Origin of the sequence: Bacillus sp. 7894-2, assembly GCF_002272225.1 — a bacterium.
Lineage (GTDB): Bacteria > Bacillota > Bacilli > Bacillales > Cytobacillaceae > Cytobacillus.
Genome location: NZ_NPDG01000110.1, coordinates 19,456 through 45,635, shown reverse-complemented (window position 1 = coordinate 45,635; position 26,180 = coordinate 19,456). Strand labels below are relative to the sequence as shown.

General features: G+C 42.1%; 23 protein-coding genes. 4 read left to right on the top strand and 19 right to left on the bottom strand.

The window, feature by feature from the left end; translation table 11 throughout:
* Positions 1-154: 154 nt before the first annotated feature.
* Positions 155-514: a Na-translocating system protein MpsC family protein gene (locus tag CHI10_RS16705; protein WP_035329572.1), complete on the bottom strand. Its 360-nt coding sequence runs from the start codon at positions 512-514 to the stop codon at positions 155-157.
* 177 nt (positions 515-691) lie between these two features.
* Here CHI10_RS16705 and fdhD point away from each other — a divergent pair, with 177 nt between their 5' ends.
* A complete protein-coding gene (fdhD, locus tag CHI10_RS16700; RefSeq protein WP_095245354.1) occupies positions 692-1,486 on the top strand; it encodes a formate dehydrogenase accessory sulfurtransferase FdhD in 795 nt (264 codons plus the stop codon).
* Positions 1,487-1,554: 68 nt separating this feature from the next.
* Here fdhD and CHI10_RS16695 read toward each other — a convergent pair whose 3' ends face one another.
* The 5 genes from CHI10_RS16695 to CHI10_RS16675 form a co-directional block, all read right to left on the bottom strand.
* Positions 1,555-1,875 carry an 8-amino-7-oxononanoate synthase gene (locus CHI10_RS16695; RefSeq protein ID WP_095245353.1) on the bottom strand — a complete coding sequence of 107 codons (321 nt, stop codon included), beginning with the start codon at positions 1,873-1,875 and terminating at the stop codon, positions 1,555-1,557.
* A gap of 13 nt (positions 1,876-1,888) precedes the next feature.
* Positions 1,889-2,794: an HD-GYP domain-containing protein gene (locus tag CHI10_RS16690; RefSeq protein ID WP_095245352.1), complete on the bottom strand. Its 906-nt coding sequence runs from the start codon at positions 2,792-2,794 to the stop codon at positions 1,889-1,891.
* Positions 2,795-3,016: 222 nt separating this feature from the next.
* A complete protein-coding gene (locus CHI10_RS16685) occupies positions 3,017-3,583 on the bottom strand; it encodes a helical membrane plugin domain-containing protein (RefSeq protein ID WP_095245351.1) in 567 nt (188 codons plus the stop codon).
* Positions 3,576-6,542 carry a formate dehydrogenase subunit alpha gene (gene fdhF, locus CHI10_RS16680; RefSeq protein ID WP_095245350.1) on the bottom strand — a complete coding sequence of 989 codons (2,967 nt, stop codon included), beginning with the start codon at positions 6,540-6,542 and terminating at the stop codon, positions 3,576-3,578. Before fdhF ends, CHI10_RS16685 begins: the two co-directional genes overlap by 8 nt.
* A 128-nt stretch (positions 6,543-6,670) precedes the next feature.
* The gene (locus CHI10_RS16675) at positions 6,671-7,282 is read right to left on the bottom strand and encodes a TetR/AcrR family transcriptional regulator (RefSeq protein WP_095245349.1); all 612 of its coding nucleotides are present in this window, start codon (positions 7,280-7,282) and stop codon (positions 6,671-6,673) included.
* Positions 7,283-7,374: 92 nt separating this feature from the next.
* Here CHI10_RS16675 and CHI10_RS16670 point away from each other — a divergent pair, with 92 nt between their 5' ends.
* Entirely contained in the window at positions 7,375-7,929 is a 555-nt protein-coding gene (locus tag CHI10_RS16670; protein WP_095245348.1) for a hypothetical protein, read from the top strand.
* Positions 7,930-8,036: 107 nt separating this feature from the next.
* On the opposite strand, the gene CHI10_RS16665 is transcribed toward CHI10_RS16670, so the two are convergent.
* The 11 genes from CHI10_RS16665 to CHI10_RS16615 form a co-directional block, all read right to left on the bottom strand.
* Positions 8,037-9,395 (bottom strand): LVIVD repeat-containing protein, encoded by a 1,359-nt coding sequence (locus CHI10_RS16665; RefSeq protein WP_095245347.1) that lies wholly within the window; start codon positions 9,393-9,395, stop codon positions 8,037-8,039.
* Positions 9,396-9,852: 457 nt separating this feature from the next.
* Positions 9,853-10,530, bottom strand: coding sequence for a GNAT family N-acetyltransferase (locus tag CHI10_RS16660; protein WP_095245346.1), 678 nt, complete (start codon positions 10,528-10,530; stop codon positions 9,853-9,855).
* Between the two features lie 3 nt (positions 10,531-10,533).
* Positions 10,534-11,409: a carbon-nitrogen hydrolase family protein gene (locus tag CHI10_RS16655; protein ID WP_076259159.1), complete on the bottom strand. Its 876-nt coding sequence runs from the start codon at positions 11,407-11,409 to the stop codon at positions 10,534-10,536.
* A gap of 235 nt (positions 11,410-11,644) precedes the next feature.
* Entirely contained in the window at positions 11,645-12,052 is a 408-nt protein-coding gene (locus CHI10_RS16650) for a hypothetical protein (RefSeq protein ID WP_286137425.1), read from the bottom strand.
* A 461-nt stretch (positions 12,053-12,513) separates the two neighbouring features.
* The gene (nagE, locus tag CHI10_RS16645; protein WP_095245344.1) at positions 12,514-13,893 is read right to left on the bottom strand and encodes an N-acetylglucosamine-specific PTS transporter subunit IIBC; all 1,380 of its coding nucleotides are present in this window, start codon (positions 13,891-13,893) and stop codon (positions 12,514-12,516) included.
* Positions 13,894-14,031: 138 nt separating this feature from the next.
* The gene (locus CHI10_RS16640) at positions 14,032-15,291 is read right to left on the bottom strand and encodes an exo-beta-N-acetylmuramidase NamZ family protein (RefSeq protein WP_095245343.1); all 1,260 of its coding nucleotides are present in this window, start codon (positions 15,289-15,291) and stop codon (positions 14,032-14,034) included.
* A gap of 80 nt (positions 15,292-15,371) precedes the next feature.
* Entirely contained in the window at positions 15,372-17,486 is a 2,115-nt protein-coding gene (locus CHI10_RS16635) for a glycoside hydrolase family 3 protein (protein ID WP_095245342.1), read from the bottom strand.
* Positions 17,487-17,546: 60 nt separating this feature from the next.
* Complete coding sequence (locus CHI10_RS16630) at positions 17,547-19,286, bottom strand: serine hydrolase domain-containing protein (RefSeq protein ID WP_179289068.1); 1,740 nt, start codon at positions 19,284-19,286, stop codon at positions 17,547-17,549.
* 209 nt (positions 19,287-19,495) lie between these two features.
* Positions 19,496-21,211 (bottom strand): ABC transporter ATP-binding protein, encoded by a 1,716-nt coding sequence (locus tag CHI10_RS16625; RefSeq protein WP_095245341.1) that lies wholly within the window; start codon positions 21,209-21,211, stop codon positions 19,496-19,498.
* A 145-nt stretch (positions 21,212-21,356) separates the two neighbouring features.
* Positions 21,357-21,800, bottom strand: a complete 444-nt coding sequence (locus CHI10_RS16620; protein ID WP_095245340.1) for a threonine/serine exporter family protein — start codon at positions 21,798-21,800, stop codon at positions 21,357-21,359.
* Between the two features lie 24 nt (positions 21,801-21,824).
* A complete protein-coding gene (locus CHI10_RS16615; protein WP_095245339.1) occupies positions 21,825-22,577 on the bottom strand; it encodes a threonine/serine exporter family protein in 753 nt (250 codons plus the stop codon).
* A 300-nt stretch (positions 22,578-22,877) separates the two neighbouring features.
* Between CHI10_RS16615 and CHI10_RS16610 the strand changes: the two genes are divergently transcribed.
* Positions 22,878-23,186 (top strand): PadR family transcriptional regulator, encoded by a 309-nt coding sequence (locus tag CHI10_RS16610; RefSeq protein ID WP_095245338.1) that lies wholly within the window; start codon positions 22,878-22,880, stop codon positions 23,184-23,186.
* Between the two features lie 11 nt (positions 23,187-23,197).
* Positions 23,198-24,388 (top strand): chromate transporter, encoded by a 1,191-nt coding sequence (locus CHI10_RS16605; protein WP_179289067.1) that lies wholly within the window; start codon positions 23,198-23,200, stop codon positions 24,386-24,388.
* A gap of 41 nt (positions 24,389-24,429) precedes the next feature.
* Here CHI10_RS16605 and CHI10_RS16600 read toward each other — a convergent pair whose 3' ends face one another.
* Positions 24,430-25,788, bottom strand: a complete 1,359-nt coding sequence (locus tag CHI10_RS16600) for a PAS domain-containing sensor histidine kinase (protein WP_286137424.1) — start codon at positions 25,786-25,788, stop codon at positions 24,430-24,432.
* Positions 25,789-25,853: 65 nt separating this feature from the next.
* Positions 25,854-26,156 carry a PAS domain-containing protein gene (locus CHI10_RS22760; RefSeq protein WP_286137423.1) on the bottom strand — a complete coding sequence of 101 codons (303 nt, stop codon included), beginning with the start codon at positions 26,154-26,156 and terminating at the stop codon, positions 25,854-25,856.
* Between the last annotated feature and the right edge of the window lie 24 nt (positions 26,157-26,180).

Sequence of the window (26,180 nt, the reverse complement as noted above, 5' to 3'; positions counted from 1 at the left end):
TTCAAACGTGACATTAAACCCCTTTTTTCGCCATTCTTATGTGACATAATTCCCTATTTTACACAACAAAGAAACCGAATGTGAGATATAAGAAGGATACTAAAAAAATAAAAAAGACTGGAATCCAGAATATATCTTCCAGATTTCAGTCTTTTTATTCCATAAACTTGCTTTGAATGTCCTGATCGAATACAAATACTGACATTCCAAAATCCCGTTCTATATCAATATCCACAAAAAGGTCTATTAGCCTTGCCTGCAAAAAATCTTCCATTTCTGCCGGCCGATTCTTTTTATACATTTCCTTGACCATCTCAGTTCTGGCAGCCCGAAGCATTTGTTTCCCTTCGTCTGCACTCGCTATAAATTTTTCTACAGGAGATAAATTCCCTTCCATTTCACAAATAGCCCAATTTTTGCAGAACGTAGTCCTGACTTTGCTTGGTCCTTTGCCCATATGTTTTTTCCTGAAGGAGCGCACTAAGTTACTGAATTCAGCTTCATATTTGTTCATATTCCAGCCCTCATATACTCTTATTTCATGTATAATCTCATTTATATAAGTCCGTACACACTTTAATAAGTTAATCAATTAATACAATAATTGTCAAACCATACAATCTTAATTTCTTGTATTACTGAAATTATATGCTAATATTTTGTTAGTCGAAAGGTTCTAGGAGGAAGTATTATGGATATTAGCAGCAGAAAGATTGTCAGATTTGAGAATGATGTCCTGCAGGAAGCAGAAGATTCTATTGTTTCTGAACATCCGCTCACAATTCATCTCAACGGAGAAGAGTTCGCAACGATGGTCTGCAGCCCTTCGAACATTCGGGAATTGACAATCGGCTTTTTGGCTTCTGAAGGCTTTATTAGAAGATATGAGGAAATAAAGAGTATTCAAATAGATGAAAACAAGGGATTTGCTTATGTCGAATTACATACCCAAACTTCTACAGCAAGCCATGAGTTTCACTCTAAACGATTTATCGGTTCATGCTGCGGAAAGAGCAGGCAATTTTACTTTCACAACGATGCCAGGACAGCCAGGACTTCTACATCAAAGCTGACCCTGACTCCCAATCAGTGCATTTCATTTATGCAGCAGCTTCAGGATGGCAGCATGACTTTTCATGAAACTGGCGGAGTGCATAATGCGGCTTTATACTCTGCAGATGAAATGATCCTCAGCAGAACAGACATTGGGCGGCATAATGCTCTGGATAAAATCCTTGGGTATTGCATTGAGAACAGGATTCCTGTAAGGGATAAAGTCATTGCATTCAGCGGCAGAATCTCATCTGAAGTTCTGCTTAAAGCGGCAAAAATTGGCGTTGGCATCATTCTATCAAAATCAGCACCGACTGATTTAGCCATCAAGCTGGCAGAAGACCTGAATATTACAGCTGTTGGCTTTATTCGCGGTCAGTCTTTTAATGTTTACTCGCATCCTGAAAGAATAGTTTTTGAGAAGAACGTTTAATAGACTTTTTGCCATTAGTACAGGAAAACAAAAAGCAAGTTAAAGCATACGCTTTAACTTGCTTTCTCCTAAAACATTGGATGTGGAGGATCTATACCCAGAACCGTTTCTCCATCTACGGTTAACCAGATGTAATAATGGTCAATTTCCGTTTTCAGGATTTTTTCTATCTTTACAATCAACTTTTCCTGCAATTCAAATGACAACCTTGCTGTTTCTTCTCCTAATTCATAATCTTGGAGACCCATTAAATCGGCAATATATCTAGCTTGTTCATAAGACACTTCTACATATTTATCATATTCAGGTAAATATGCAGCCTCCGACGTCTTCGCGTTGAATACAAGTAATAACATCAAACTTAATAGAACAATTGCTGCTTTCTTCATTATTATTCCCCCTTCAAATTTTCACTAATTTTTCTTTTATTTTAATAAATGTATCAACGATCTCTGGATTGTACATGGTACCCCGATTTTGTATAAGTTCATCTATTGCTTCAGTTACACTTCTGCCTTTCTGATAAACACGATCAGTAGTCATTGCATCAAATGAGTCTACAACGGAAATAATGGCAGCCTCTATTGCAATTTCATCCCCTTTAAGTCCTATGGGATACCCTGTGCCATCAAATCTTTCATGATGCTGCTCTACCACTTCTCCTGCTTCTATTAAACTCGGCAGCCCTGTTTCTTGTAATATTTCGCGTCCAAACGTCGAATGCTGTTTCATTAACTCCCACTCATCAGAGGTTAATTTACCCGGTTTTTGAAGAATCTCCAGTGGCACCTTTACTTTTCCTATATCATGCAAGAATGCAGCAAGATTAAGTTTCAAAATTTGCCGGGAATTTAAATCAAGCGCGTCAGCCATGAGCATTGACATTTTAGTAATTCGATCGCAATGGTCACTTGTATATCCATCTTTTTCTTCAATTGATATGACCAACTCTCTTAATTCATTTGTCACTTTGCTATAGTAATGAAATACTGGATTAGATGTTACATATAAAAATTCAGATTGACCTATTGATTGAAAAATATGATGTTCAGTAACAGGGCATCTTTGGAACGAATCACCAGGTCTTAACGTTTTTTCCCCATTAGAATCTTTTAGTAGCAGTTCACCGGATAGCATATGAAGATATTCCAGCGATTCACCGCCTTCTAAGGGTTCCAGTCCCCACCTTGCATCTGGCTCCAGCCTGTGATAAATAACCTCTGTCCCATCCCCCGAAGCAATCAGGGAGATTTGTAACCCTTTCATGTGGACTGTTTCAATGAAACTACCTTCATTTATGATGCCCACTTCATTACCCTCTTTCTAATATCTTCTCAAATGATGTATGTATTGGGTTCACCTATTTATCTATCCTTATTGCAATTCTAGTACATGGTTTTCCATTTTTCCACAAAATTCTGCTATATTTTTGGTTTATAAGATAATATTGTAAAAATTTGAGTCTATATACCTATTATTTGTATTCGATAAAAAAAGCCAGTGACCTGATTAGCGGTCACTGGCTTTCTTTCATTCTCTTTTGTTTGGAGGAACATCACTTTCGTTATTTTCCATTTTGTGTAATTTCTGATCTTCTGGAAGCTGGGTGTTTCTTTCCATAGCGCTTGTATCTTCTCCCATTCCTTTTAAGAAGGTGATCAGGAGGGTAACTGCCCGATTGACTTCCGGATCTTTCAGTGCCCTGACAAGATCAAAGTAGCTTGTTTTTTCGTCGGTTTCTTTATAATCCGCTACTCTTGCAATACCAGAATTTAATTTTAACAGCAAGGGTTCAAGCTGCTGGACATTTATGGTACCGAGGGTTCCAACCATAAGAAGCAGGTTTTTTATTGTATTTGTTGCTTCTGGTTTGTCTAATGCTTTAACAAGGACATTTAAAACTTTATCTCCCTGTCCAAACAGGCCATTCAATAATGAGAGGACTCCCCGGTCATGCATATGTCCGACCGCTGTCAGAAGCTCAAGTATAGGTTCCTTATTTTCTATGAGGGCATTCTCCACTTCTTCCAGGTCTTTTTTTCGTTTATCCTCGGGTGACAATTCAAAACGCTTGATGTTATTAATCGCTTTAGCCATGCTGCTTCCGCTCCTTTTTCACCAATTCTCCCGGGAAAATATAATCTTTCCTTTCCCATTTCTTTTGGACATTTACACCTATTTGCGGCTGCGGATTACCATAGCGGTGATTAATTCTAGGAAGCGGATTGCTGCCTTCTTCACTTAGAATTTCAAGCTTTACCTTTGTTTCCTTATATGCCGGTGTATCAGTATCCTTGTCGGCATAGCTGCTTGTTAATAAATTTATGGCCGCTTCTCCTCTATCATTCATCGGAAGGTAAACTTCCTTTCCTTTAACCCTGTTGGTTATATGGCATTTAACTTTAACATTGCCATACGGTGAAGAGAGGCGAACTAGCGTGCCGTCCTTCAAGCCTCGCTCTTTGGCCAGCTCAGGTGAAACCTCAAGGAACACTTCCGGTGTTTTAGAGCTGATTCCTTTTGACTTATATGTCATATTCCCTTCATGGAAATGCTCCAGGAGACGTCCATTATTGACATGGATATCATATTCCGCTGGGAATTCCAGAGCAGGAGTCCAATCTACCGGAAAAAGTCTTGCCTTGCCATCCGGGAACGGGAAGCCATCCGTATAGAGGAGGGGAGTGTCGGTTCCATCCTCAGCGACTGGCCATTGCAGACTATTATAGCCTTCCAATCTATCATAGGTAACGCCTGCGTATAGAGGCATAAGCTTAGCTGCTTCAGCCATTACTTCGCTTGGATGAGTATACGTCCAGCCTGCTCCCAGGCGATTCGCAACTTCAGTAATAATCTGCCAATCCGGCTTTGAATCTCCAAGTGGTTCAAACGCCTGATATAGACGCTGGATTCTTCTTTCTGTGTTCGTGAAGGTTCCTTCCTTTTCCAGGCTTGGACTTGCCGGGAGAACAACATCTGCAAACTCAGCTGTACGGGATAGGAAAATATCCTGGACAACAAAGAAATCAAGCTTCTCAAATGCAGCCTGCACATAATTGATGTTTGAATCCACAAGCCCCATATCTTCGCCCTTCAGATACATCGCTTTCAGCTGTCCCTCATGAACTCCTTCTACCATCTCGTGATTATTCATTCCGGCTTTTTCAGGAAGGTTTACACCCCAGGCATTTGCGAACTTCTTCCTCACATCAGGATCTGATACCTTTTGGTAACCAGGCAAATTATCAGGACTGCTTCCGAAGTCTCCTGCCCCCTGCACATTGTTATGGCCTCTCAAAGGATATGCACCTGCACCAGGCTTGGCGTAATTGCCGGTTACAAGCAAGAGATTTGAAATGGCTGTACTTGTATCACTGCCTCCCAGATGCTGTGTGACACCCATAGCCCATAATGCAGAAACACTATCGGCTTCATGAATCATTTCTGCCATTTTGATAAGATTATCTCTGGATATACCGGTTGTTTCTTCAGCAAATTCAAGTGTATATTTCTCCAGATTTGCTGTAAATTCTTCCAGACCGTTTACTTTTTCCTGCAGAAACATCTCATCTGCCCATCCCTGATCGATGATGTATTTCGTAATGGCAGAAAGCCATACCATATCAGTACCGGCTCTAGGGCGCACAAACAGATCAGAACGCTCTGCCATTTCGTGTTCCCTCAAGTCAGCCACGATAACTTTCTGGCCGTTAAGCTTCTGGGATCGTTTTACCCTGGTGGAAAGAACCGGGTGGGATTCCGATGTATTGGAGCCGATTATCAGCACTAATGCGGAGTTTTTAATATCTTCTATAGAACCTGCATCACCGCCATATCCAACTGTCCGGAATAAGCCTACCGTTGCAGGAGTCTGGCAATATCTTGAACAATTATCAATATTGTTCGTTCCTATAACCGCCCTGCCAAGCTTCTGCATGAGATACGATTCTTCATTGGTGCATTTTGAGGAGGTAATAAAGCTTAGCGCATCCGGGCCATGCTGTTCTTTGATTTCTGTAAATTTCCGGGCAATCAGGTCCAGAGCTTCGTCCCATTCTGCTTCACGGAATGAATCGCCTTCCCTGATTAGCGGTTTGGTTAAACGTTCCTCACTATTTACAAAGTCCCAGCCAAATTTCCCTTTTACACAGGTAGAAATGCCATTGGCGGGCGCTTCTGCCTGAGGCTCAACCTTCAATATTTCGCGGCCTTTTGTCCATACGTCAAAGCTGCAGCCGACCCCGCAATATGTGCAGACGGTTTTGGTCTTTTTTATTTTCTCTTCCCGCATAGCAGCTTCCATATCGGAAATCGCCAGGATGGAGCCATACCCTGTTTCAACATTTTTAGTGATTTCAATCATTGGACGAAGGGTGTTTTTGGCTATGCCAGTCAGAAACCCTGCTTCGCCTTCCATCCCCTTTTCCATCATGGCATTACACGGACAAACAGTGGAGCAGTGTCCACAGGAAACGCAGGAGGACTCGTTAATGGGCACATCATTATCCCAAATAACTCTTGGTCTCTGTCTCTCCCAATCAATTGTTAAGGTTTCAGTAACCTGGACATCCTGACAGGCTTCCACACATCTGCCGCAAAGAATGCATTGATCCGGGTCATATCTGTAAAATGGATGAGATTCATCCTTTTCATATGGCTTATGATCAAAAGGGATGCTTTGATGATTGATTTTCATCGCCTTAACCGTATTATGTACTTCACATCCCCCATTGTTATAATCACAAACCGTACAATACAGCTCATGATTAAAGAGAATTTTATCCATGGCAATGGTCTGCGCCTGTTTTACATCAGGTTCCACCGTATCGATTACGTCTCCATCTTTAATTTTCGTGGAGCATGACCGCACAAGTTCTCCATTCACGGAAACAATGCAGGCATCACAGGTTTCTATTGCTCCCAGGCTGGGATGGAAGCAGACCTGAGGAATTTCGATCGAGCTGTCATTTAATAACTGCAAAACGGTTTGATCCTGTTCTGCCTTCATTTCTATACCATTTATCTTTATATTGAGTGATGGCGGCAAATCTATCATCCTTTCAATGAATCAGTTTCTTTGGTTTTCAGTACCCTTGCAGGAAAAAGTTAAACGTTTAGTTAATGATATTGGATGCTATGCCCTTGCATTCTTAAAAATAGACAAAAGAAAAAACAGCTGAATTTTCAGCTGTTTTTATCGGATTCATTTTTACATAATGATACCAAATGAGTTCTAATAATCCCTTTCATTTTACTTTCAGTAAAAAGATCAGGCTTCATCACAGCATGGAGAGCGAGGCCATCAATCAAGGCATAAAGTCGTTCCACCTCTTCTGCAGCTTTCAAATCAGACCTGGATATACCCATTAACTTCAGCCCCTCAATGACTTTTCGGATGCCTTCCTTCATTTCATCGTATACACGGCTGCTGAGTTCTGCAAGATTCGGGTCAACAAGAGCTTTAATATTAAATGCTATCCAGACTTCCATTTCCAATCTCCGTTCTTCATCTAAAGGAAGCAGCTCGCCAAGCACCAGTATCATATTTTCAAAATGATCTTCTGTAAATGGTGCATTCTGGATTCTTATTTTCACCCTTTCTGAAACTAAGTTCATAGAATAAGCCAATAACTCACTTTGATTTGAAAAGTAGTGACGCAGTGAACCTGGTGATAAACCTGCTTCCTCTGCTATCTTCCGTACGGAAGCTCCTTCAATGCCCTCCTTTTTAATCACCCGCCATGCTGCTTTTGCTAAAATATGTTTTTGTTTTTCATGATCAACTTTTTTAGGCATAAATATAGTATAGCACCAATTGCTTTTTTAATACACTTGTGTTATATTACTTTTTATAACACAAGTGTATTAAAAAAAAGGATGTGGATTATATGATCGGCTGGCTGATAATCGCCTGTGAGATTGGGTTTTGGGTTTTCGTTGCTGCAGGTTTAACGGCAAGATATATTTTGAGAAAAAAAACATTAGGCAGTCTGCTTTTGCTTTGCACACCTTTGATTGATTTGATTCTAATCGCAGCAACTGCAATTGATTTGCACAGAGGGGCCGAAGCCAGCATTTTCCATGGCATCGCGGCAATTTATATCGGTATCACTGTCGCATACGGTAAACAGATGGTTCAATGGGCTGATGAAAGATTTGCCTATAAGTTTGGAAATGGCTCTAAACCGGTAAAGCCTTCAAAGTACGGCAGTGAACATGCCAGGAGAGAAAGAAATGGGTGGTACAGACATCTCCTCGCATGGATCATTGGTCTGGTATTATTATTTGCCATGATCCTCTTCATAGGAAATCCAGAGCAAACAGAAAACCTGCGGGGATTAATAAAAATGTGGACATTGGTTCTTGCAATCGATTTTGCCATCAGCTTCAGCTATACAGTTTGGCCGCGAAAAGGGAAAGCTGAAAATAACTCTGTCATTTAGAATTGAATTGATAACTTATGTTTAAACTTAGGTTCACATCTAACAAAACCTTTATTTAACAAAATAAAAAAACAGGAGCCTCCTTTAGAGAACTCCTGTTTTTGGCATTAATGGCTTCCGTTCTTCTGCAGAACTTTAAGGCCGGAACCCATATCAGATGCAAGTACATAATTGCGATCTACGAATACACCCCAAATATTAGATTTGCTTGGAATATAAACACCAATTTCCTCGGGATTAGATGGATCAGTAATGTCTACTGTCCTTACTCCGCCAGCATAATGGGAGAGGTACAATGTGTTCCCCTGCACTTTAGGATCGTGGACCGTCGCACCACCAGGAATCTTCTCAGTGAAATCCGTTCTAAACGTACTTAGCAGCTTTGGATTTGTTTTATCTTTAATATCATAAATCATGGTGTACCCATAGGCACTTTCAAAGCCCTCTCTAGTAGGTCCGAATACCTCCCTTGTTTCAATAAGGACATTCCCGCCTTTTGCTAAATCCATTGAATGGGCAGCTCCCTGAACATCATTGGCAAAATCAGTTCTGCCAAGGTATACCGGATTTTTGGCATCACTGATATCAAGCATGATTGTTCCTAAATCCCAGTAGGAGAGGAAAGCTGTTTTCCCGGTTCCATCTGTTTTGACGCTATGTGCAAATGCTGCCCTTTTAACTCCTTCTTCATCAGTCCAATTATACCCGTCATAATTCTCATCACTTACTTCAGGAATATAATTGCGCGGATTAAATTCATAGATGGTTTCAGGTTCCGATGGTTTTGAAACGTCAACAATATTAACATCCATTTTCTCACCATGAGAGTAAAGATCTGCATAGCAGTTTGCTGTCAGCACATAAACGTTATTCCCCTGTACTGTCAGGTAAAGTTCATGTGTTCCTCTCGCACCGGAAGTATCCTCCCAGAACCCCAGCTCTTTCGGTTCCCTTGGATTTGTTACATCATATAATACAAATCCTCCCTTTGCATCAAGGTTGGTGCGGTCGACCTTTTGAACGCTGACTGCGGCTAAGTCCCCTTTGAAATGCTTTGTATTCACCGTTTTCACAATCACTTTTTCCTGCCAAGTCCCTGGAAGGTGAGCAAATGACGACACTTCCACAGGATTTGAAGGATCTTTCATATCAAATACGCGGACACCGCCTTCTCCGCCATTTTTTGTATGTGTGCCTACATAAGCAAAGCCTTTATGCGCATAAACATCACCCGATGAATTTTGTACCCCCTCTTTAACTTCTTTCAGGGGAACAGCAGCCACTTCTTGAAGATTACCTGTATTCTTGCTTCCTTCAAGCAATGGAACCGCTAATTCGATTCCGGCCAGACTATCGCCTTTTTCAATACCTCCGCTGAACTCATCATGTGCAAATGCAGTTGTCCCTCCGGCAGAGAGTACAAGCGCCCCTGCTAATGCTGTTTTAATCAGGATTTTCTTTGTCAAATTTATTCCTCCTTATTTGTGTTGCCTATGTAATCGGAAAACTTTAGAATTTAAGCGTCCCGAAATACTGCAGTTTCTATATTAAAGAAAATTCAGAATTTTTAATATCTGCAATTTTTCCTATTATTTCTACATAATAAGACAAATTCTGTTCCCTTCTATATCACTAGTTTACAAGGAGTAATATATTTCTTTTGTCCCAAAAAAAACACCTCCCAATGGAAGATGCCTGCAGCAATTTATCTCCTGCTTTTCAGCTTTCTTTTTACTGCCGGAACAACATACTTCTTTACTATAGTTGCACCTTGTTTTACTATAAAAGCTTTAATTATTCTTTTTACAACCATGAACGGATCCCTCATTTCGGTTTGAACATCATTATAATATTCTTTACCTTTTCAGTGTGCCCGCTAAACTTCAAATTAAAAAACCCTTCAAAAAAGGGCTTCTTGCCGAATTATAAACGCATATTCTTAAAAGGATTCTTCCATTCCATCAAGGCTCCATAATTAAGTGATTCTTCATCTTCTAAATAATTTTCTGCAACACAAAGCGGTGTCCTTCCGCATCTCAGCAAAAATGTAATGACCGGATCCTTCTTTTTTCCGTCGATCAGTTGCTCGAGATAGCCCTCGGCTGACATTTCATGGGCGTATTTATGGTAGCCGGGCATCCGTCCTCCACCTAGCAATCGATCAAGTCCCAGGTTTATGACAGTCTGATACATAGACTGCATCAAAAGTTTGCCAAGACCTAGTTTACGATAACGAGGCCGGACACTGATATCGACAATATATAATGTATTGCCTTGAGGTTTATGATTGCGTATATAACCGCCGTCGGTTATTTCTTCCCATGTATGCTGTGGGTGTGAAGGATCAAAATCAACAATCAGCCCGGTTAAGGACCCTGCCAATACTCCATCAGCCTCAATACAAAGTGCACCCTCCGGAAAAAGTTCTACATTGTTAGCGAGCTGTTCACGATTCCACCATAAATCTGAAGGAAAAGGCGGCGGAAAGCATTCCGCCTGAATGTCTATTAACTGATCAAAATCCTCTTTCGTATAATTTCTGATTACAGCCGGCACCGGCTTATCCCCGTCAAACACAAAAAATTCGCTTCGATATGCCATATGCTATCCTTCGATATTTTCTTTTTCCCAGTCTACATACAGATCTGTTCTTCGGTCCCGCCAGGTCGTAACCGAACCGCGCTCACGGACTTCATATAAAAGGCTAAGGTCAAGATCGGCAGTCACAATCATATCGTCATTCAGCTCGCCTTCCACCATAATCCCCTTAGGCGGAAATGGAATATCATTCGGTGTAATGACGGCTGCCTGCCCGAAATTGGCACGCATAAAATCGACAGTAGGCAGGGAGCCAATTGTTCCTGTAACCACAACATATACCTGATTCTCAATTGCTCTGGCATGACTTGTATAGCGGACACGGTGGAACCCATGACGGTCGTCTGTACAGGAAGGGCAGAAAATAACATCTGCTCCCTTGGCTTTTGCCATACGGACAATTTCCGGAAACTCAATGTCATAGCACGTCAGAATGGCTATTCTGCCTTTAACTGTATCGAATACACGAAGGCCTTCTCCAGGTGACATATTCCACTCATGGACTTCAGTAGGCGTGATATGCAGTTTTGCCTGTTCTTCAATCCGCCCATCCGGATAAAATAAATGTGCCACATTATAAAGGCGTCCATCTCTGTTAATAACGTGTGTACCGCCGATTATATGCATGTTTGTTTGTTTAGCAAAATTGGAAAATAGGTTTTTATATTGTTCAGTAAAACCAGGCAGTTCGTTAATGGTCAGACTTGTTCCCTGCTCGCTTCCAATGGATAAAAGCTGTGTCGTGAAAAATTCAGGAAATAAAACAAACTCAGACCCAAACTCCTGGGCAGTTTTAATATAATGCTCACATTGGTTTGCAAACTCTTCAAATGAACGAATGGTATGCAGATGATACTGCACAGCGGATACACGAATTTTCAATGTACTCCCCCTCATCAGAAAAATGTATAGATGAGTATCACTCTATCTTTAAAAGATTATCAATGATTTTCCTGCCTTGCACAATACTTTTTTATCGGACTTCGAAATTTTTTATTTCACAGTATTTCATTTAACAAATCTTACTTTTTATTTTTCCGTTTGGAGTTTATTAAACTAATAAAGTAAGATGTTAAACAAAAAAGCATCACTTGGTTAAAGCAATGCTTTAATGCTCTTATTTTATTAGCTTGCTTAATCCTGTAATGAGCCCGACACCTTTTTGAAAATCTTGATTTGCCGCTTTAATAAGTCTCATATAAATGCCAATCAGAGATTCGTTTTGTTTTTTTAATTCACTGACCTCTTTTTTGAGAGTTATCAGTTCAGCTCTTAAAGAGGCCATTTGTTTCTTTACGTATTCGATGTCTCCATTTTCGCTGATTTCATCACCAGCAGCTTCTTCCTCATCCACTTTTAAACCTTCTGACAGATTCAGTAAAGAATCATCATTAATAATTTTACCGGCCAAACTCAATAATGAATTAAAATCTATAGTCTGTCCGTCTTTCAGAAGTCCAGCTGCCAGCTTTTCCAGATGATCCGAATCCTCAAATGCATCTTTCCCTTTAGCAGGTTCGTCCATAATTAGCCCGCCTTTCATAGTTTCTATCCTATATTATGCAGAAGCTCAATAAATGGAATGGACAAACATACAAAAAAATGCAGAACGATGGAAAACACATTGAAAAACCCTGGACAATTACCAGGGTTTCAAAGGACTCAACTTTTTAACTATTTTGAGGAGCTTGACAACCTAAAAGACTACAAATTTTATCCCTAAGTCTGTCAGCTAAACATGGTGAAATAAGTCTTGCCAAAACCCATAAAATTACTAATCCCAGCACAATTAACGGTGTTAAGGATCCTGTTAACATACGATATCCCCCCTTTTATTCAATTAATAATGGTACCCTTACGTTTTCATCGTATGTTCCAAACTTGGACATGCATAAACAAATATCCCGATACAGCAAAAATTGGCACTTGTCCAATCACTGCCGCACAAAAAAAATCTGGCCCTTCAACAGAGCCAGATTGTCAATTTTATAGATTCTTCTTCATTTCATTTGAAAGAAATTCTACATCCGTTCCCACAATGACCTGCAGACTGGTTTTGCTTAGTTTGATGACTCCTTTTGCTCCCAGCTTTTTTAATTGCCCTTCATCAACAAGAGACATATCTTTTACCCTTAAACGAAGGCGGGTTACACAATTATCGATTTCTTCAAGGTTTTCTTTGCCACCCAAAGCCTCCAGATAAGCAACTGCTGCTTCAGCATATTTGCCCTTTAAAGCAGCATTCCCTTCAAATTCACCTTCTATTTCATCCTCTCTTCCCGGCGTTTTCAAGTCCAGTTTCTTGATAAGGAAGTAGAATATCGCAAAATACAGAAGGGCATACAAGAGACCTATCCCGGCCAGCAGAACCGGTTTCTGAGCTATTCCAAAGTTTAGTATATAATCGAGGGCGCCTGCTGAGAACCCGAACCCATGATGAATATCCAGGACATAGGTAATGGACATTGCCAAGCCTGTCAAAGCAGCGTGAATTAGATATAGAACCGGTGATAAGAACATAAACAGGAATTCAATCGGCTCTGTAATACCGGTCAGGAAGGAAGTAAATGCGAGTCCGGCCATCGCTCCTGCCACCGCTTTCCTTCTTTCCTTCTTTGCAGCGGCAACCATGGCCAGTGCTGCACCAGGAAGCCCAAACATCATAATAGGAAAGAATCCTGTCATAAAGATACCGGCAGATGGATCCTTGGCAAGGAAGCGCCATAAATCTCCTTTGATGACATCCCCTGCTGCATTGGTAAACTCGCCGAACTCAAACCAGACAAGCGTGTTCAGTATGTGATGAAGACCAACCGGAATTAATAGACGGTTCAGGAATCCGAAGACCCCAACACCCGCTGCACCTGCACCGATTATCCAATCGCCGACACTGTTAATGCCTGCCTGGACCGGTGGCCACACATACCCGAACAAAAAGGCAATGACAATCATAACGAGTGAAGTGATGATCGGCACAAACCGTTTTCCTCCAAAGAAACCAAGCCATTCCGGCAGCTTAATATCATGATATTTATTGTATAATAGCCCTGCAATAATACCGGAAATGATTCCGCCAAAAACACCCATATTGACCGTTTCATTTATGGCCGCGGCACCTTCAGTCAGTACAAAATAACCCACCGCTCCAGCAAGGGCAGCTGCCCCGCTGCCATCCTTTGAAAAACCGATGGCAATTCCAATGGCAAACAAGAGAGCCAAATGTCCGAAAACAGCATTCCCGGCTGCAGATATAAATGGAATCCCTAAGAGATCATCCTGTCCCAGCCTCAGCAAAAGTGCAGCAGCAGGCATAACTGCAATCGGCAGCATTAAAGACTTGCCAATCTTCTGTAAAAATCCCAGCATTTTCACACACCTCTTTCTCCATGGATTATTACATAATATGAACAGGCTTTATAATTCAGTACAAGGGACCATCAGTGCTGCGCTGACCCGCAAAAAAAGAACCTGGAGCATAATGCCGCCAGATTCTTTCCTGCAAATTTAATAGAGTAAATATTCTTCGCGTGTCTTTTTAAATTGTTTTAATTCCTTTTCCCATTTGGAGGAGATTTCTTCAACAGTTTTTCCTTCCTCAATGGCTTCACGTACCCAGCCATTACCCATCAGGTTGTCAAAGAATGAAATTCCAGCACTGTTCTCTGCACGGAATTCAAAGTCTTCCGGATACATATCTTGGATCGCCTTTACAATGTGAAGTCCGGTCTCGACAGGCTTGAATGCATCGCGATTTGTAACATGAATCTGAATCCCGTGGGAAAGCTGTCCTGCATGCTTGGAGAAGCTTGGTGTAAATGAAGCAGCTCTAAAAGTTACTCCCGGAAGATCAAGACCGTTCAAATGTCCAGCCAAATCATCGGCGTTGATAAATGGAGCACCAATCAGTTCAAACGGCTTTGTTGTGCCGCGCCCCTCAGAAACATTCGTTCCTTCAATCAAAGCGGCACCCGGATATACTAACGCTGTTTCGAGTGTTGGCATATTAGGAGACGGCATGACAAACGGAAGTCTGGTGTCATCGTAATACATATTGCGCTTCCATCCATTCATCTTGACAACAGTTAAATCTGCACCTATTTCAAACTCTTCATTAAACAATTCGGCCAGTTCACCTACACTCATCCCATGGCGAAGCGGAATCGGGTAATTCCCCACAAAGGAGGAATACTCCATATCAAGCACCGGTCCTTCAACCTTTGTGCCACCTTGAGGATTAGGCCTGTCCAGCACGATGAAAGGGATATTGTTTTCTTTTGCTGCTTCCATCGCGTAAGCCATTGTGTAAATATACGTGTAAAAACGTGTTCCGACATCTTGGATATCAAACAGAATCACGTCAATATTTTCAAGCATTTCAGGGGTAGGCTTTTTGGTTTTTCCATATAAGCTGTAAACAGGAAGCCCTGTCTTTTCATCGATATAATACTCAACATATTCTCCCGCTTGCGCACTCCCGCGGACTCCATGCTCAGGACCATATAACGCTGTTAACTCCACGTCCGGATCATTATGCAGAATATCAACAATGCTGTTTAAATTCGAGTCGACCCCAGTCGGGTTTGTAATTAAGCCAACTTTTTTACCTTCTATGAGGTCCTTCTTTTCATCTAAAAGGACTTCAACACCAAGCTCGAATTTCTTTTTCTTGCCTTTTCCTTTGCCATTGCCGTTATCTGCTAGCACAACACTTAAAGAAGAGAGTACGAGAATCATTGTCAAAAAACCCATAAACCATTTCTTCATTATTTTCCCCTCCCAGGTTAAGGATAGGTACATGCAAGAACTAAACCTGCATGTACCCATTCTATTTTTTATGCCTCATCCTAATAGCTCAATCCATGCCCAAACTCATATAGTACATTACCATCTGTACCCGGAATTGTTACAGGCAATTTGCCTGAAGGATTAATCTGGCCAAAGATAACACCTGCTGCTGCATCAAAGCTCGCCGTTCTGAAGCCATATTGTGCAATGTATGCATCAACTTCCGGATAGGCCATGATGTCATATGGGTTACGGATGCCAACCGAAATAACTGGAGCTTCTGATTCAGCAATGATGGAATTAACCATCTTCATCTGGGCGCTATCTGGTGATCGTCCTGATACATTAAACGTATAGGAGCCCACAATAACCGCACTGGCATTCCTGATTTGTTCCTTCTGCTCTTCCGTTAATACATAGCTTGAGGTTTGGATGACCGTTGTGTTTGCATGAAACTTACTCATTGCGTTCTTTAAGTCTGTAATATACGTATTACCGACAACGACAATCTTATCCTCAGGAGATACTTGTAATGGCAGTGCATCTCCTTCATTTTTCACCAATGTGATAGAACGTTCTGCTGCTTCTTTTTCTATTTGTTTATGTTCTTCTGATCCAACTACGTCAAGAGCGTTTGCAATTTTTTCATCAATCGGCTGCTGTGTCTCTTCTTTCACAATTCCCCGGTTTATTTTCAGTGTTAAAATCCGCTCAACTGATGATTCAATGCGTTTTTCCGAGATTTCTCCATTCTCCACAGCATTCAATAGCCCTTCTGCAACTTCTTCGAGTCCAACAGGCATTAGCACAATATCTGTTCCAGCTTTAACTGCTCGAATAGCTGCGTCAACTGGTCCAAAGTGTTCAGCGATAGCGTTCATATTCATTGCATCTGTTGTAATGACCCCTTCATATCCCATTTCTTCACGCATAAGTTCTGTCAGCACTTTATGGGAAAGAGTGGCCGGGACGGCGATTTCTTCACCTGTTTTTTTCGAAATTGCTTTCGTGTCATCAATCTTAGGGAAGGTAACATGGGCAGTCATGATGGCATCCACTCCTGCTTCCATTCCCTTTTGGAAAGGATACAATTCAACTTCCTTTAGACGTTCTTTATCATGAGGCACTTCAGGCAATCCAAGATGTGAGTCTACTGCTGTATCTCCATGTCCGGGAAAATGCTTTGCAGTAGCAGCAACACCTGCTGATTGTAATCCTTCGGTATAAGCAACACCCAAGTCAGCGACAAGCTGCGGGTCCTCCCCAAATGAACGAACGCCAATTACAGGATTGTCGGGATTATTATTTACATCCATGACAGGTGCAAAGTTCATATTAATGCCGAGTGATGAAAGCTCCTCCCCAATCGCCTTGCCGACCTTGCGGGAAATTTCCTCAGAACGGGCAGCCCCTAACGCCATATTGCCGGGCATGTCAGTTCCTGATTGAAGACGTGTAACAATTCCGCCTTCCTGGTCAATTGTCATCAATAATCCGAATTTATCGGCAGCTTTCTGATAATCTGAAACCAATGTGGCAGTCTGTTCAGTTGTCACCACATTTTCACGGAATAATATTACCCCGCCAAGATGATAATCTTTAACCAGCTTTTCTATTTCCGGCAGCATTTTAGTGACATTTTGTCCCTTCCAGGTGCGGAAATCCGGCATCAGCATCTGGCCTACCTTCTCTTCAATGGACATATTTTTCACTGCCCGGCTGATGAGATCATACCTTTTCCCATGCTCTTTAATGATTTTCACTTTAAAAGCAGACTTGCCTTTGCTGCCCTTTTTATGGTCAGGTTTTATTTGGAGTGCGATACGGTCCTTATATACTCCGTCTGTTACACTGATGAAGGTTTTTCCGGGCTTCCCTCTTAAAGTAATATTCCCGGACTGATCAACTGCTGCAACAGTTTTATTGGTTGAGTTCCATTTCAGCCCTTCAGAAACTCCCATGAAATGACCTTCTTTATTGACATGAAGCGCTTTTAATTGGAATGCATCTCCACTGATTTCCGTGCTGACCTGGGGTACATTCTCAAGGAGTATTAAATCCTTAGCTGTACTTTCTGCCGCTGCGTTTTTCAAGGTTCCTCCCATCCATAATTGCGAAACGGCAAGTGTAATTGTGAGAAGGAAAATAAACATTACTTTGCTGACTTTACCCATTTCTTCCACCGTCCTTACTGCGTTTTCATATGAGCTTACTTTTTACTAAAAAATCGAATACTAGTAATTTCTTTTTTCCCAACCGTTTCCTGAGAGGGCAGGCGTCACTTTTTGTCCATCTGAAAGCTGGAGTTTTACATTATCAACATACCAGCCTCTGCCGTTTACTGTACTGTCTGTCACGTATCGGAATCGGATGTGGGATTTTCCTGCCGCAATCGTCAGCTTTTCCTTTTTCCAGTCGATGCTGCTGCCTGTATATGGCTGTGCTGCCTGTGTCCAATTGACGCCATCTTCCGAGACCTCAACCACGCCCATGTCTGCATTTGTTTCAGTTCTGTACCAGGTATCAAACGACAGGACCGCCTCTTCTTTGAGATTCACTTTAGCGGTTAACTCATGCTGAATTTTATCTCCATACCCTGAGAACCACGCCGGCCCTTTTCCCGGAATGGCTACAGGAATGGCATCCGCCACTTGTCTTGCAAATGCACGCCTTGCAATATTCGTTGTAACCGTATTTCTTGATGGATGAACACGGTTCGTTAAAAGAATCGCAATGGTGCCATTATTTCGGTTTATGACGATGGATGTTCCAGTGTACCCTGTATGCCCAAGGGAAGTTCCCTCTGATAAAGCATCCATGAACCATCCCTGGCCGAGCTCCCAGCCCAGGCCGTGATCATCGCCTGGGAATTCAGGAATTTGATTTTGAATAAGCATTTTCACCGTCTTTTCTTTCAATATCCGTTTGCCGCCATATCGCCCGTCATTCACATACATATGGGCAAGCCTGGCAAGATCTGTGGCAGTGGAAAAGACACCTGCATGACCGGCGACTCCATCAAGGGACCAGGCATTCTCATCGTGAACCTCTCCCCAGACAAGCTCCCTGCCAATCGCAGGCTGATATTCCGTGGCTGCAATCCGGTGCTTCAAAGATTCAGGCGGATTATACATCGTGTCCTTCATACCGAGCGGTTTAGTTATGCGTTTTTCCACAAACTCATCCAGGCTTTGCCCTGAGAGGCGTTCGATTAGTGCACCGAGCGTTATCATATTCAAGTCGCTGTATGTATACGCTTCGCCCGGCTCATTGGCCAATGGGTGCTTAAAAACGATTTGCATGCGTTCCTCTCTGCTGCTTCCTTGTGAATATAATGGAATCCATGCAGTAAAGCCTGAAGTATGTGTCATCAGCTGGCGTATCGTTACATTTTCCTTTCCGTTTTCGGCGAACTCGGGAATATATTCAGCAACAGGATCATCCAGCTCAAATCGGCCTTCATCATACAATATCATCGCTGCAGTTGTGGTAAAGATTTTACTGATTGAAGCCAGATCAAAGATGGTATCTTCGGTCATTCCGATCGGGTTCTGGGCTTCAGTAAATTTATCATCCGTGTAGCGGTAGGAATATCCGTATGCATCATGCTTAACGATATGGCCTCGCCTTGCCACAAAAGTGACAGCACCCGGCATGACGCCTTCTGAAATCATCTCCTCCATTAAGGGATCGATTTCATCGAGCGGCTGCTGAACCATGCCGGCTCCCGCTGCTGAACCAGGATGAAGGATAGGAGAGATCGGCCCGGGACGATCCCACGAAAAAACAGGATGAATCTTGTGTTTCACATCTTTATTGTTTTTCATTTCCATCGTTGGCTTAACTCCTTCAGCGCTTTGCGCAGACGCAGGATATGCTGCCGGAATAAAGAGTGATGTGCCAAGTGCGGCAGATAGCGCAACAAGCATGGTTTTATTTTTCATAGTGCCTCCTTTATTTTTATGAATCTTCATCAGCCTTTAACCTCCTCTAATTAATGAAAGGGTTTACATAATGTAAGATTAATAGAGATAGAGTATAGTTGTCTATACCACATAAGTCCTGTTCTAGTTAAAAACTTCCATATAAAACAACAAAATGATAGTTCTTTTTGACTGTTCTGAAAATTATTTTGACTTATTTGAAGAAATACAAAGAAAGCAGAATCCATATTGGATCCTGCTTATCTTTGAAACTGTACATTATGAAGACCTGCAAAGATTCCGTTCTTTTCGATCAATTCATCATGTGTACCTTCTTCAGCAATGCCGTCTTCTGTGACAACGACTACCCTGTCCGCATTGCGGATGGTTGCAAGCCTATGGGCAATGACCAGTGTGGTGCGGTTTACGGCAAGCTCGTTCAATGCCATTTGAATAATCTGTTCGGTTTCTGTATCTAATGCCGAGGTTGCTTCATCCAGGATTAAAATCGGCGGGTTTTTCAGGAACATTCTCGCAATGGCGATCCGTTGTTTTTGCCCGCCTGACAGCTTTAATCCCCGTTCCCCAATTTGTGTTTCCCAGCCATCCGGAAGAGATGCAATGAAGTCCTGCAGGTGCGCTTTTTTAGCTGCGTCTGCAACCTGATCATCTGATGCTCCAAGCATCCCGTAGGCTATATTCTCCTTCAGGGTACCGGTAAACAGGAAGACATCCTGCTGGACAATGCCAATTTGTGATCTCAGAGATTTCTTCGTCATGTCCCTGATATCCATGCCATCAATCTTAATACTTCCGCTATTCACCTCATAAAAGCGTGGAATCAAAGAACAAATCGTTGTCTTTCCGGCTCCTGAAGGTCCCACAAAAGCTACTGTTTCACCTGCTTTTATTTGAAGGTCAATTCCCTCAAGCACCGATTTATGCTCGTCATAGCGGAACGATACATCCTGAAAACGAATATCACCCCTTAAAGACGCAACCTCAATGGCATCTTTTGGATCCTCAATTTCCGGTTCAGTATCAATGATTTCTAAAAACCGTTTGAAACCAGCCATTCCCTTTGGATATAGTTCCATCAGAGCGCTGATTTTATCAATCGGCTTTAATAGCACATTCACATAGAGCACAAATCCGACCAATTCACCGTATGAAAGCTGCCCGCTGAAGCTCAGCCAGGAACCGTATACAAGAACAAGCAGCGTAACTAATCGGGTCAGCATGTAGACTCCGGAAGCACTGAAGCTCATAATCTTATAAGCTGCAAGCTTGGCAAGACGGAATCTGCCATTGTTTTCTTTAAATCTTTTAATCTCATAGCTTTCATTTGTAAAAGACTGAACCACACGCACACCCGATACACTATCCTCTACCTGGGCGTTAACATCGGCAATTTCACCGTACATTCTTTTCCATGCTTTGTTCATTTTAATATTGCAGAACGTAATCAGCCATACAAGAAACGGAAGAACAAATATGGTTACAAGAGCAAGCTTCACATTGATGGTCAGCATAATCCAGAATGCACCCACAAACGTCATGACCGCTATAAATAAATCCTCCGGGCCATGATGGGCAAGCTCTCCGATATCCATAAGATCGTTTGTCACCCGGCTCATAATATGCCCTGTTTTAGTATTATCAAAGAAGCGGAAAGACTGCCTTTGCACATGCTGAAAAAGCTGCTGCCGCATATCTGTTTCGATGTTGATGCCAAGCTTGTGGCCCCAATAGTTAACCACAAACTGAAGAAGTGTGCTTGCTACATAAAGAGCAAGCAGGCCGGCACTGACAGAAACAATCATGGACCAATTCCCGCTTGGAAGCAGGCTGTCGATAAACCACTGAACCGCAAGCGGAAAGCCCAACTCAAGAATCGCCACGAATACTGCCGAACTAAAATCAATCATGAACAGGCGCTTATGCGGCTTATAGTAGCTAAAAAACCGTCGGATCATTTTATTCTCCTTTTTCTGAAAAAATCAAATATATTTGATTATAAATTCACCAGGAATAGATTACAAGAAAAACCCGTCCCTATTTATCTGGAACGAGTCTGTTGTTGCTGCTTTATTAGGCTGATGGTACGTCCTCTTCTGAAGTTCAGATTCTTGATTTGAACTGGACATTGCGGATCATTTGATTGATTACCTCTGAAATGACAAGACCGACTGCAATGGCCCCGGATATCATGAATGCTTTCGCTGCGAGCTGAATGGCCGTATTGTAATCATTTTCAACAAAATTCCGCATCGCATCATATGCAATCCCTCCTGGGACCAGCGGAATGATGCCGGCAACACTGAAAATAATAATAGGTGTTTTATACATTCTGGCAAAAATCTGGCTGATCACAGCGATCGTAAAAGCAGCAATTAAGGAAGAAATAACAGCATCATACTGCCAATTGACAAGCCAAATATAAACGAACCATCCGACCATGCCAACAAATCCGCATTTCAGCAGCGATTTTTTCGGAGCATTGAAAAGCACCCCGAACCCTGCTGATGCGATAAAGCTTGTAATCATATGTGTCAATATAAACATAGACAACTTCCTCCGCTATTGCATTTAAAAAGTGAAGACAAGAGCAATCCCGGCTCCAATGGCAAAAGCCGTCAGAAAGGCTTCAGCCCCTTTTGAAAGTCCGGAAACAAGATGCCCGGCCATTAAATCCCTGACTGCATTTGTTATCAATAGCCCCGGAACGAGCGGCATGACCGACCCGATGATGATCTTATCGAGCTCTGTTCCCACTCCCGAGTAAACAAAGAAATAGGCTATAAGGCCAATTAATAATGAAGCAATAAATTCAGAGAAAAACTTGATCTGGACAACTCTATGTACATATAAAAATGAAACAAATCCCAGACCGCCTGTAATCATGGCTGGAATAAAATCAGTCCAGCTTCCAAGGAACATAATTAAAAAACAGCCGCTTGCAATCGAGGCTGCAAAAATCTGCTGATAAACAGGGAATGTATAGTCGGCACTTTCAATCTCCTTCAGCCTTGCCAATGCTTCCTTTCCATCCAGTTCACCGCTGCTGATTCTGCGTGAAACACCGTTCACTAATGTCACCTTGTATAAATCCGTTGAACGTTCTGAAATCCGAATCAGCTTCGCCGGTTCAGTTCCATCTGTAGAAAATATGATTCCTGTTGGCGTTACATAGCTATGTGAGTGCGGTATACCCAGGGAGGCAGCAATCCTTGTCATGGTGTCTTCTACGCGATACGTTTCCGCACCTCCCTGGAGCATAATTTTCCCCGCAAGCAAGCATATCTCAATTACTTCTATTGTTGGCGGGAATTCTTTCCCCATTTTTCCACCTGCTTTATAAACAATTTAAATCTCTCTTATATAGGGTTACATATTAACGGAAATGATAAACGAAAGAAAGACCTTTTGTGTAAAAAAATATAAAAATATTTAAGCTCCAATTTAGATAAACAGACATTTGATTTAGCCTCATCTTATGAAGCTTTTAAAAAAAGTGTTGTACTCTTTAAGTTAAGGTTTTGTAAACTTATCTTTTCCCCTTTTCTTGTCCTGCTATATTTGGTATCATTCAATTATCGAAACCCGATATCGATGTTCGAGATTAAGAAGGGAGGCATTTGCTTGGAAGATAAAATATTGCGCAAGCTGTTTCTGGGGTTTATTCAAATCCATATCCTTCACCATGCAAAGGAGCACCCTGTTTTCGGCGCATGGATGGCTGAAGAACTAAAAGAGCATGGATATAGCATCAGTTCCGGAACATTATATCCGATCCTGCATTCAATGGAGTCAGACGGGCTTCTTCAACAGGAGAAGAAGAATGTTGATGGCAGAATCAGAAAGTATTATACCGCAACTGAAAAAGGGATTTTGGTTCTGGAGGAAGCGAGAAAAAAAGCTTATGAGCTTTTTAAAGAAATTAAGGATTAAAGGAGATGCATATGAACAAAAACAAAACCGGGCTAAAAACTTTACTGGAAATATTATTGGTTTCAACAAGGCTTGGACTAACCTCTTTCGGGGGACCTGTAGCTCATCTCGGCTATTTTCACGATGAGTATGTCCGAAGAAGAAAATGGATGGATGAAAAAAGCTACGCAGACTTAGTTGCACTTTGTCAGTTCCTTCCCGGTCCTGCAAGCAGCCAGGTCGGGATCGGCATTGGTGTCATGAGGGCTGGCGCAGCGGGCGGCATAATGGCTTTCCTTGGTTTCACATTGCCATCGGTCATAGCTCTAATCATTTTTGCCATTCTTCTTCAAGGCATTAATCCGGCAGAAGCCGGCTGGATTCATGGACTTAAAATTGTCGCTGTGGCCGTAGTGGCCCACGCCGTTCTGGGTATGGCCCAAAAGCTTGTACCTGACCTTCCCCGAAAAACGCTGGCACTGCTTGCAATTATCGCAACACTTCTGTGGCAGACAGCCATTACGCAGGTTGCGGTCATCCTCGTCTCTGCTTTTATCGGATTTTTAATCTATAAAAAGCATACTGACAACGATGATGCACGATTGGAGTTTCCCATCTCAAAAGGTTTTGCTGCAGGCTGTTTGGTCTTATTTTTCGCCCTTTTAATTGTGCTTCCAATACTAAGAGAAGTAACCGCATTGGAATGGGTTGCCTTATTTGACAGCTTTTATCGCTCAGGATCCCTGGTTTTCGGCGGCGGGCATGTTGTACTTCCCTTGCTGGAACGTGAATTTGTCCCAGCAGGCTGGCTAAGTGAGGAAGCCTTTCTGGCTGGCTACGGTGCAGCTCAGGCAGTGCCGGGGCCGTTATTTACTTTTGCTGCTTACCTTGGAGCAGTGATGAATGGCTGGCAGGGCGGTCTGCTTGCAACGGCTGCGATCTTTTTGCCTGCCTTTCTGCTGATCTTAGGAGCACTCCCATTTTGGGACACACTTCGCCGCAACCCTAACATCAGGGGTGCATTAATGGGTGTGAATGCTGCAGTTGTAGGGATTTTAATTGCTGCCTTTTATCATCCCATTTGGACCAGCAGCATCCTCGAGCCGGCAGACTTTGCCTTTGCCGCAGTACTATTCAGCATGCTTGTTTATTGGAAGCTGCCTCCTTGGATTATTGTTGTGACAGGAGCCATGGGCGGAACTTTATTAGGAAATGTAATTTAGAAACGAATGAAGAAAAGCTGCCAAAACTCGGCAGCTTTTTTTTATAGCGGAATTTCAAGTATAATTTTCGTCCCTTTGTTTTCTTCTGAATAAACATCAATGGAACCGCCTGCAGCTTTTGCCCGCTCTTCCATGCTGAAAAGGCCGACTCCTCTTGAAACTTCATTAACATTGAACCCTTTGCCTTTATCTTCAATGACAATGCGGATTTCTGCTTCCATTTGCCTGATTGTAACTGAAGCTTCATCTGTTTCAGCATATTTTCTTATATTCGTCAGTGCTTCCTGAATGATTCTATAGATGGTGATTTCTTTATTTGAATTAAGGCGGGAAGCCAGGTAACAATCAAACTGGACATTGATATTATGATGTTCTGAAAAACGGACCAGGTAGGATCGGATCGCAGGTATGAGACCCAGATCATCAAGCACTGAGGGACGAAGCTCCCATGAAAGACCCCTAAGTTCCTCAATGATTTCAGTAGCCTCATCCTGCATTTGATCCAGCAGCGGATGGCTTATTTCAGCCTGAAGCCTATTAATGGTAATCAGATGGCTGTACAAATTCTGTCCTATTCCGTCGTGAAGTTCCCGGGATAGTCTTTTCCGCTCATCCTCTTGAACATCGATAATTCTTGTCATCATATTTTGCAGCTCTTCTTCTGCATTTTTTCTTTGTGTGACTTCATGTCGAATAGCAAGATGCTGATATGGTTTCCCTTTATCATTAAGGAATGGGACGATCGTGGTATCCACCCAATAATAAGTTCCATCCTTAGCTCTGTTCTTGATCTCGCCTTTCCATACCTTCCCGGAAGAAATTGTCCTCCATAAATCTCTGAAAAAATCTTGGGAATGGTACCCTGAATTTATAATTCTATGATCCTGTCCCACCAATTCTTCCCGTGAAAATCCTGAAATGCTGCAGAACTGATCATTCACATACGTAATCGTGCCTTTCTGATCTGTAATAGCCACAATCGATGAAGAATCCAGGGCAAACTTTAAATCAATCAGCTCGTTTACAGAATTTCTCAGTTCCTCGACAACCCGCTTATATTCTGTTATTTCCTTCCGGATTGCCAGGTATTTATACGGCTTCCCTTTTTCATCAATAAAAGGAACGATCGTAGTATCTACCCAATAATGAGTTCCGTCTTTGGCTTTGTTTTTAATTTCTCCGCGCCAGACTTCTCCGCTCGAAATGGTGTTCCAAAGGTTTTCCATAAAACCCCTGGAGTGGTATGAGGAGTTGATAATTCTATGGTCCTTGCCTATCAGCTCTTCTGCAGAAAATTTCGATACCTCACAGAACTTTTCATTCACATAGGTGATTTTCCCTTTTCTGTCTGTAAAGGCGACAATGGTTGATTCATCCAGGGCAAACTGCAGGTCAACCAATTCCTTTAACGGATATGACTGTTGCTTTTTTAAGCGGGAACGGTCTTTGACTGTGTGAAAGACGATTAGATAATAGCTTTCTTCTGCAAGCTTGAAAGAATTAATTCTATAAAAATTGAAAATACTCCGCCGTTACGGTGCTGTCCATACTGGTGAACCACTTTGCCCTCTTCTGTTTCTAGCAGAGTGATCTCAGGAAGCAATTCTTCCAGGCTCTTCCCCTGCAGCTCCTGTTCGCTATATCCAAATTGCAATTGTGCCTGCTCGTTCGCATAAGAGATGCTCCCAAATTTATTTACAAGAATCGTTGCATCACTGGAATCAGGAGCAATCTCTCTCTCTTTCGCCAGCTGATTATCCCTGTCCATTTTTACGTTCCTCCAGTTGCTTAT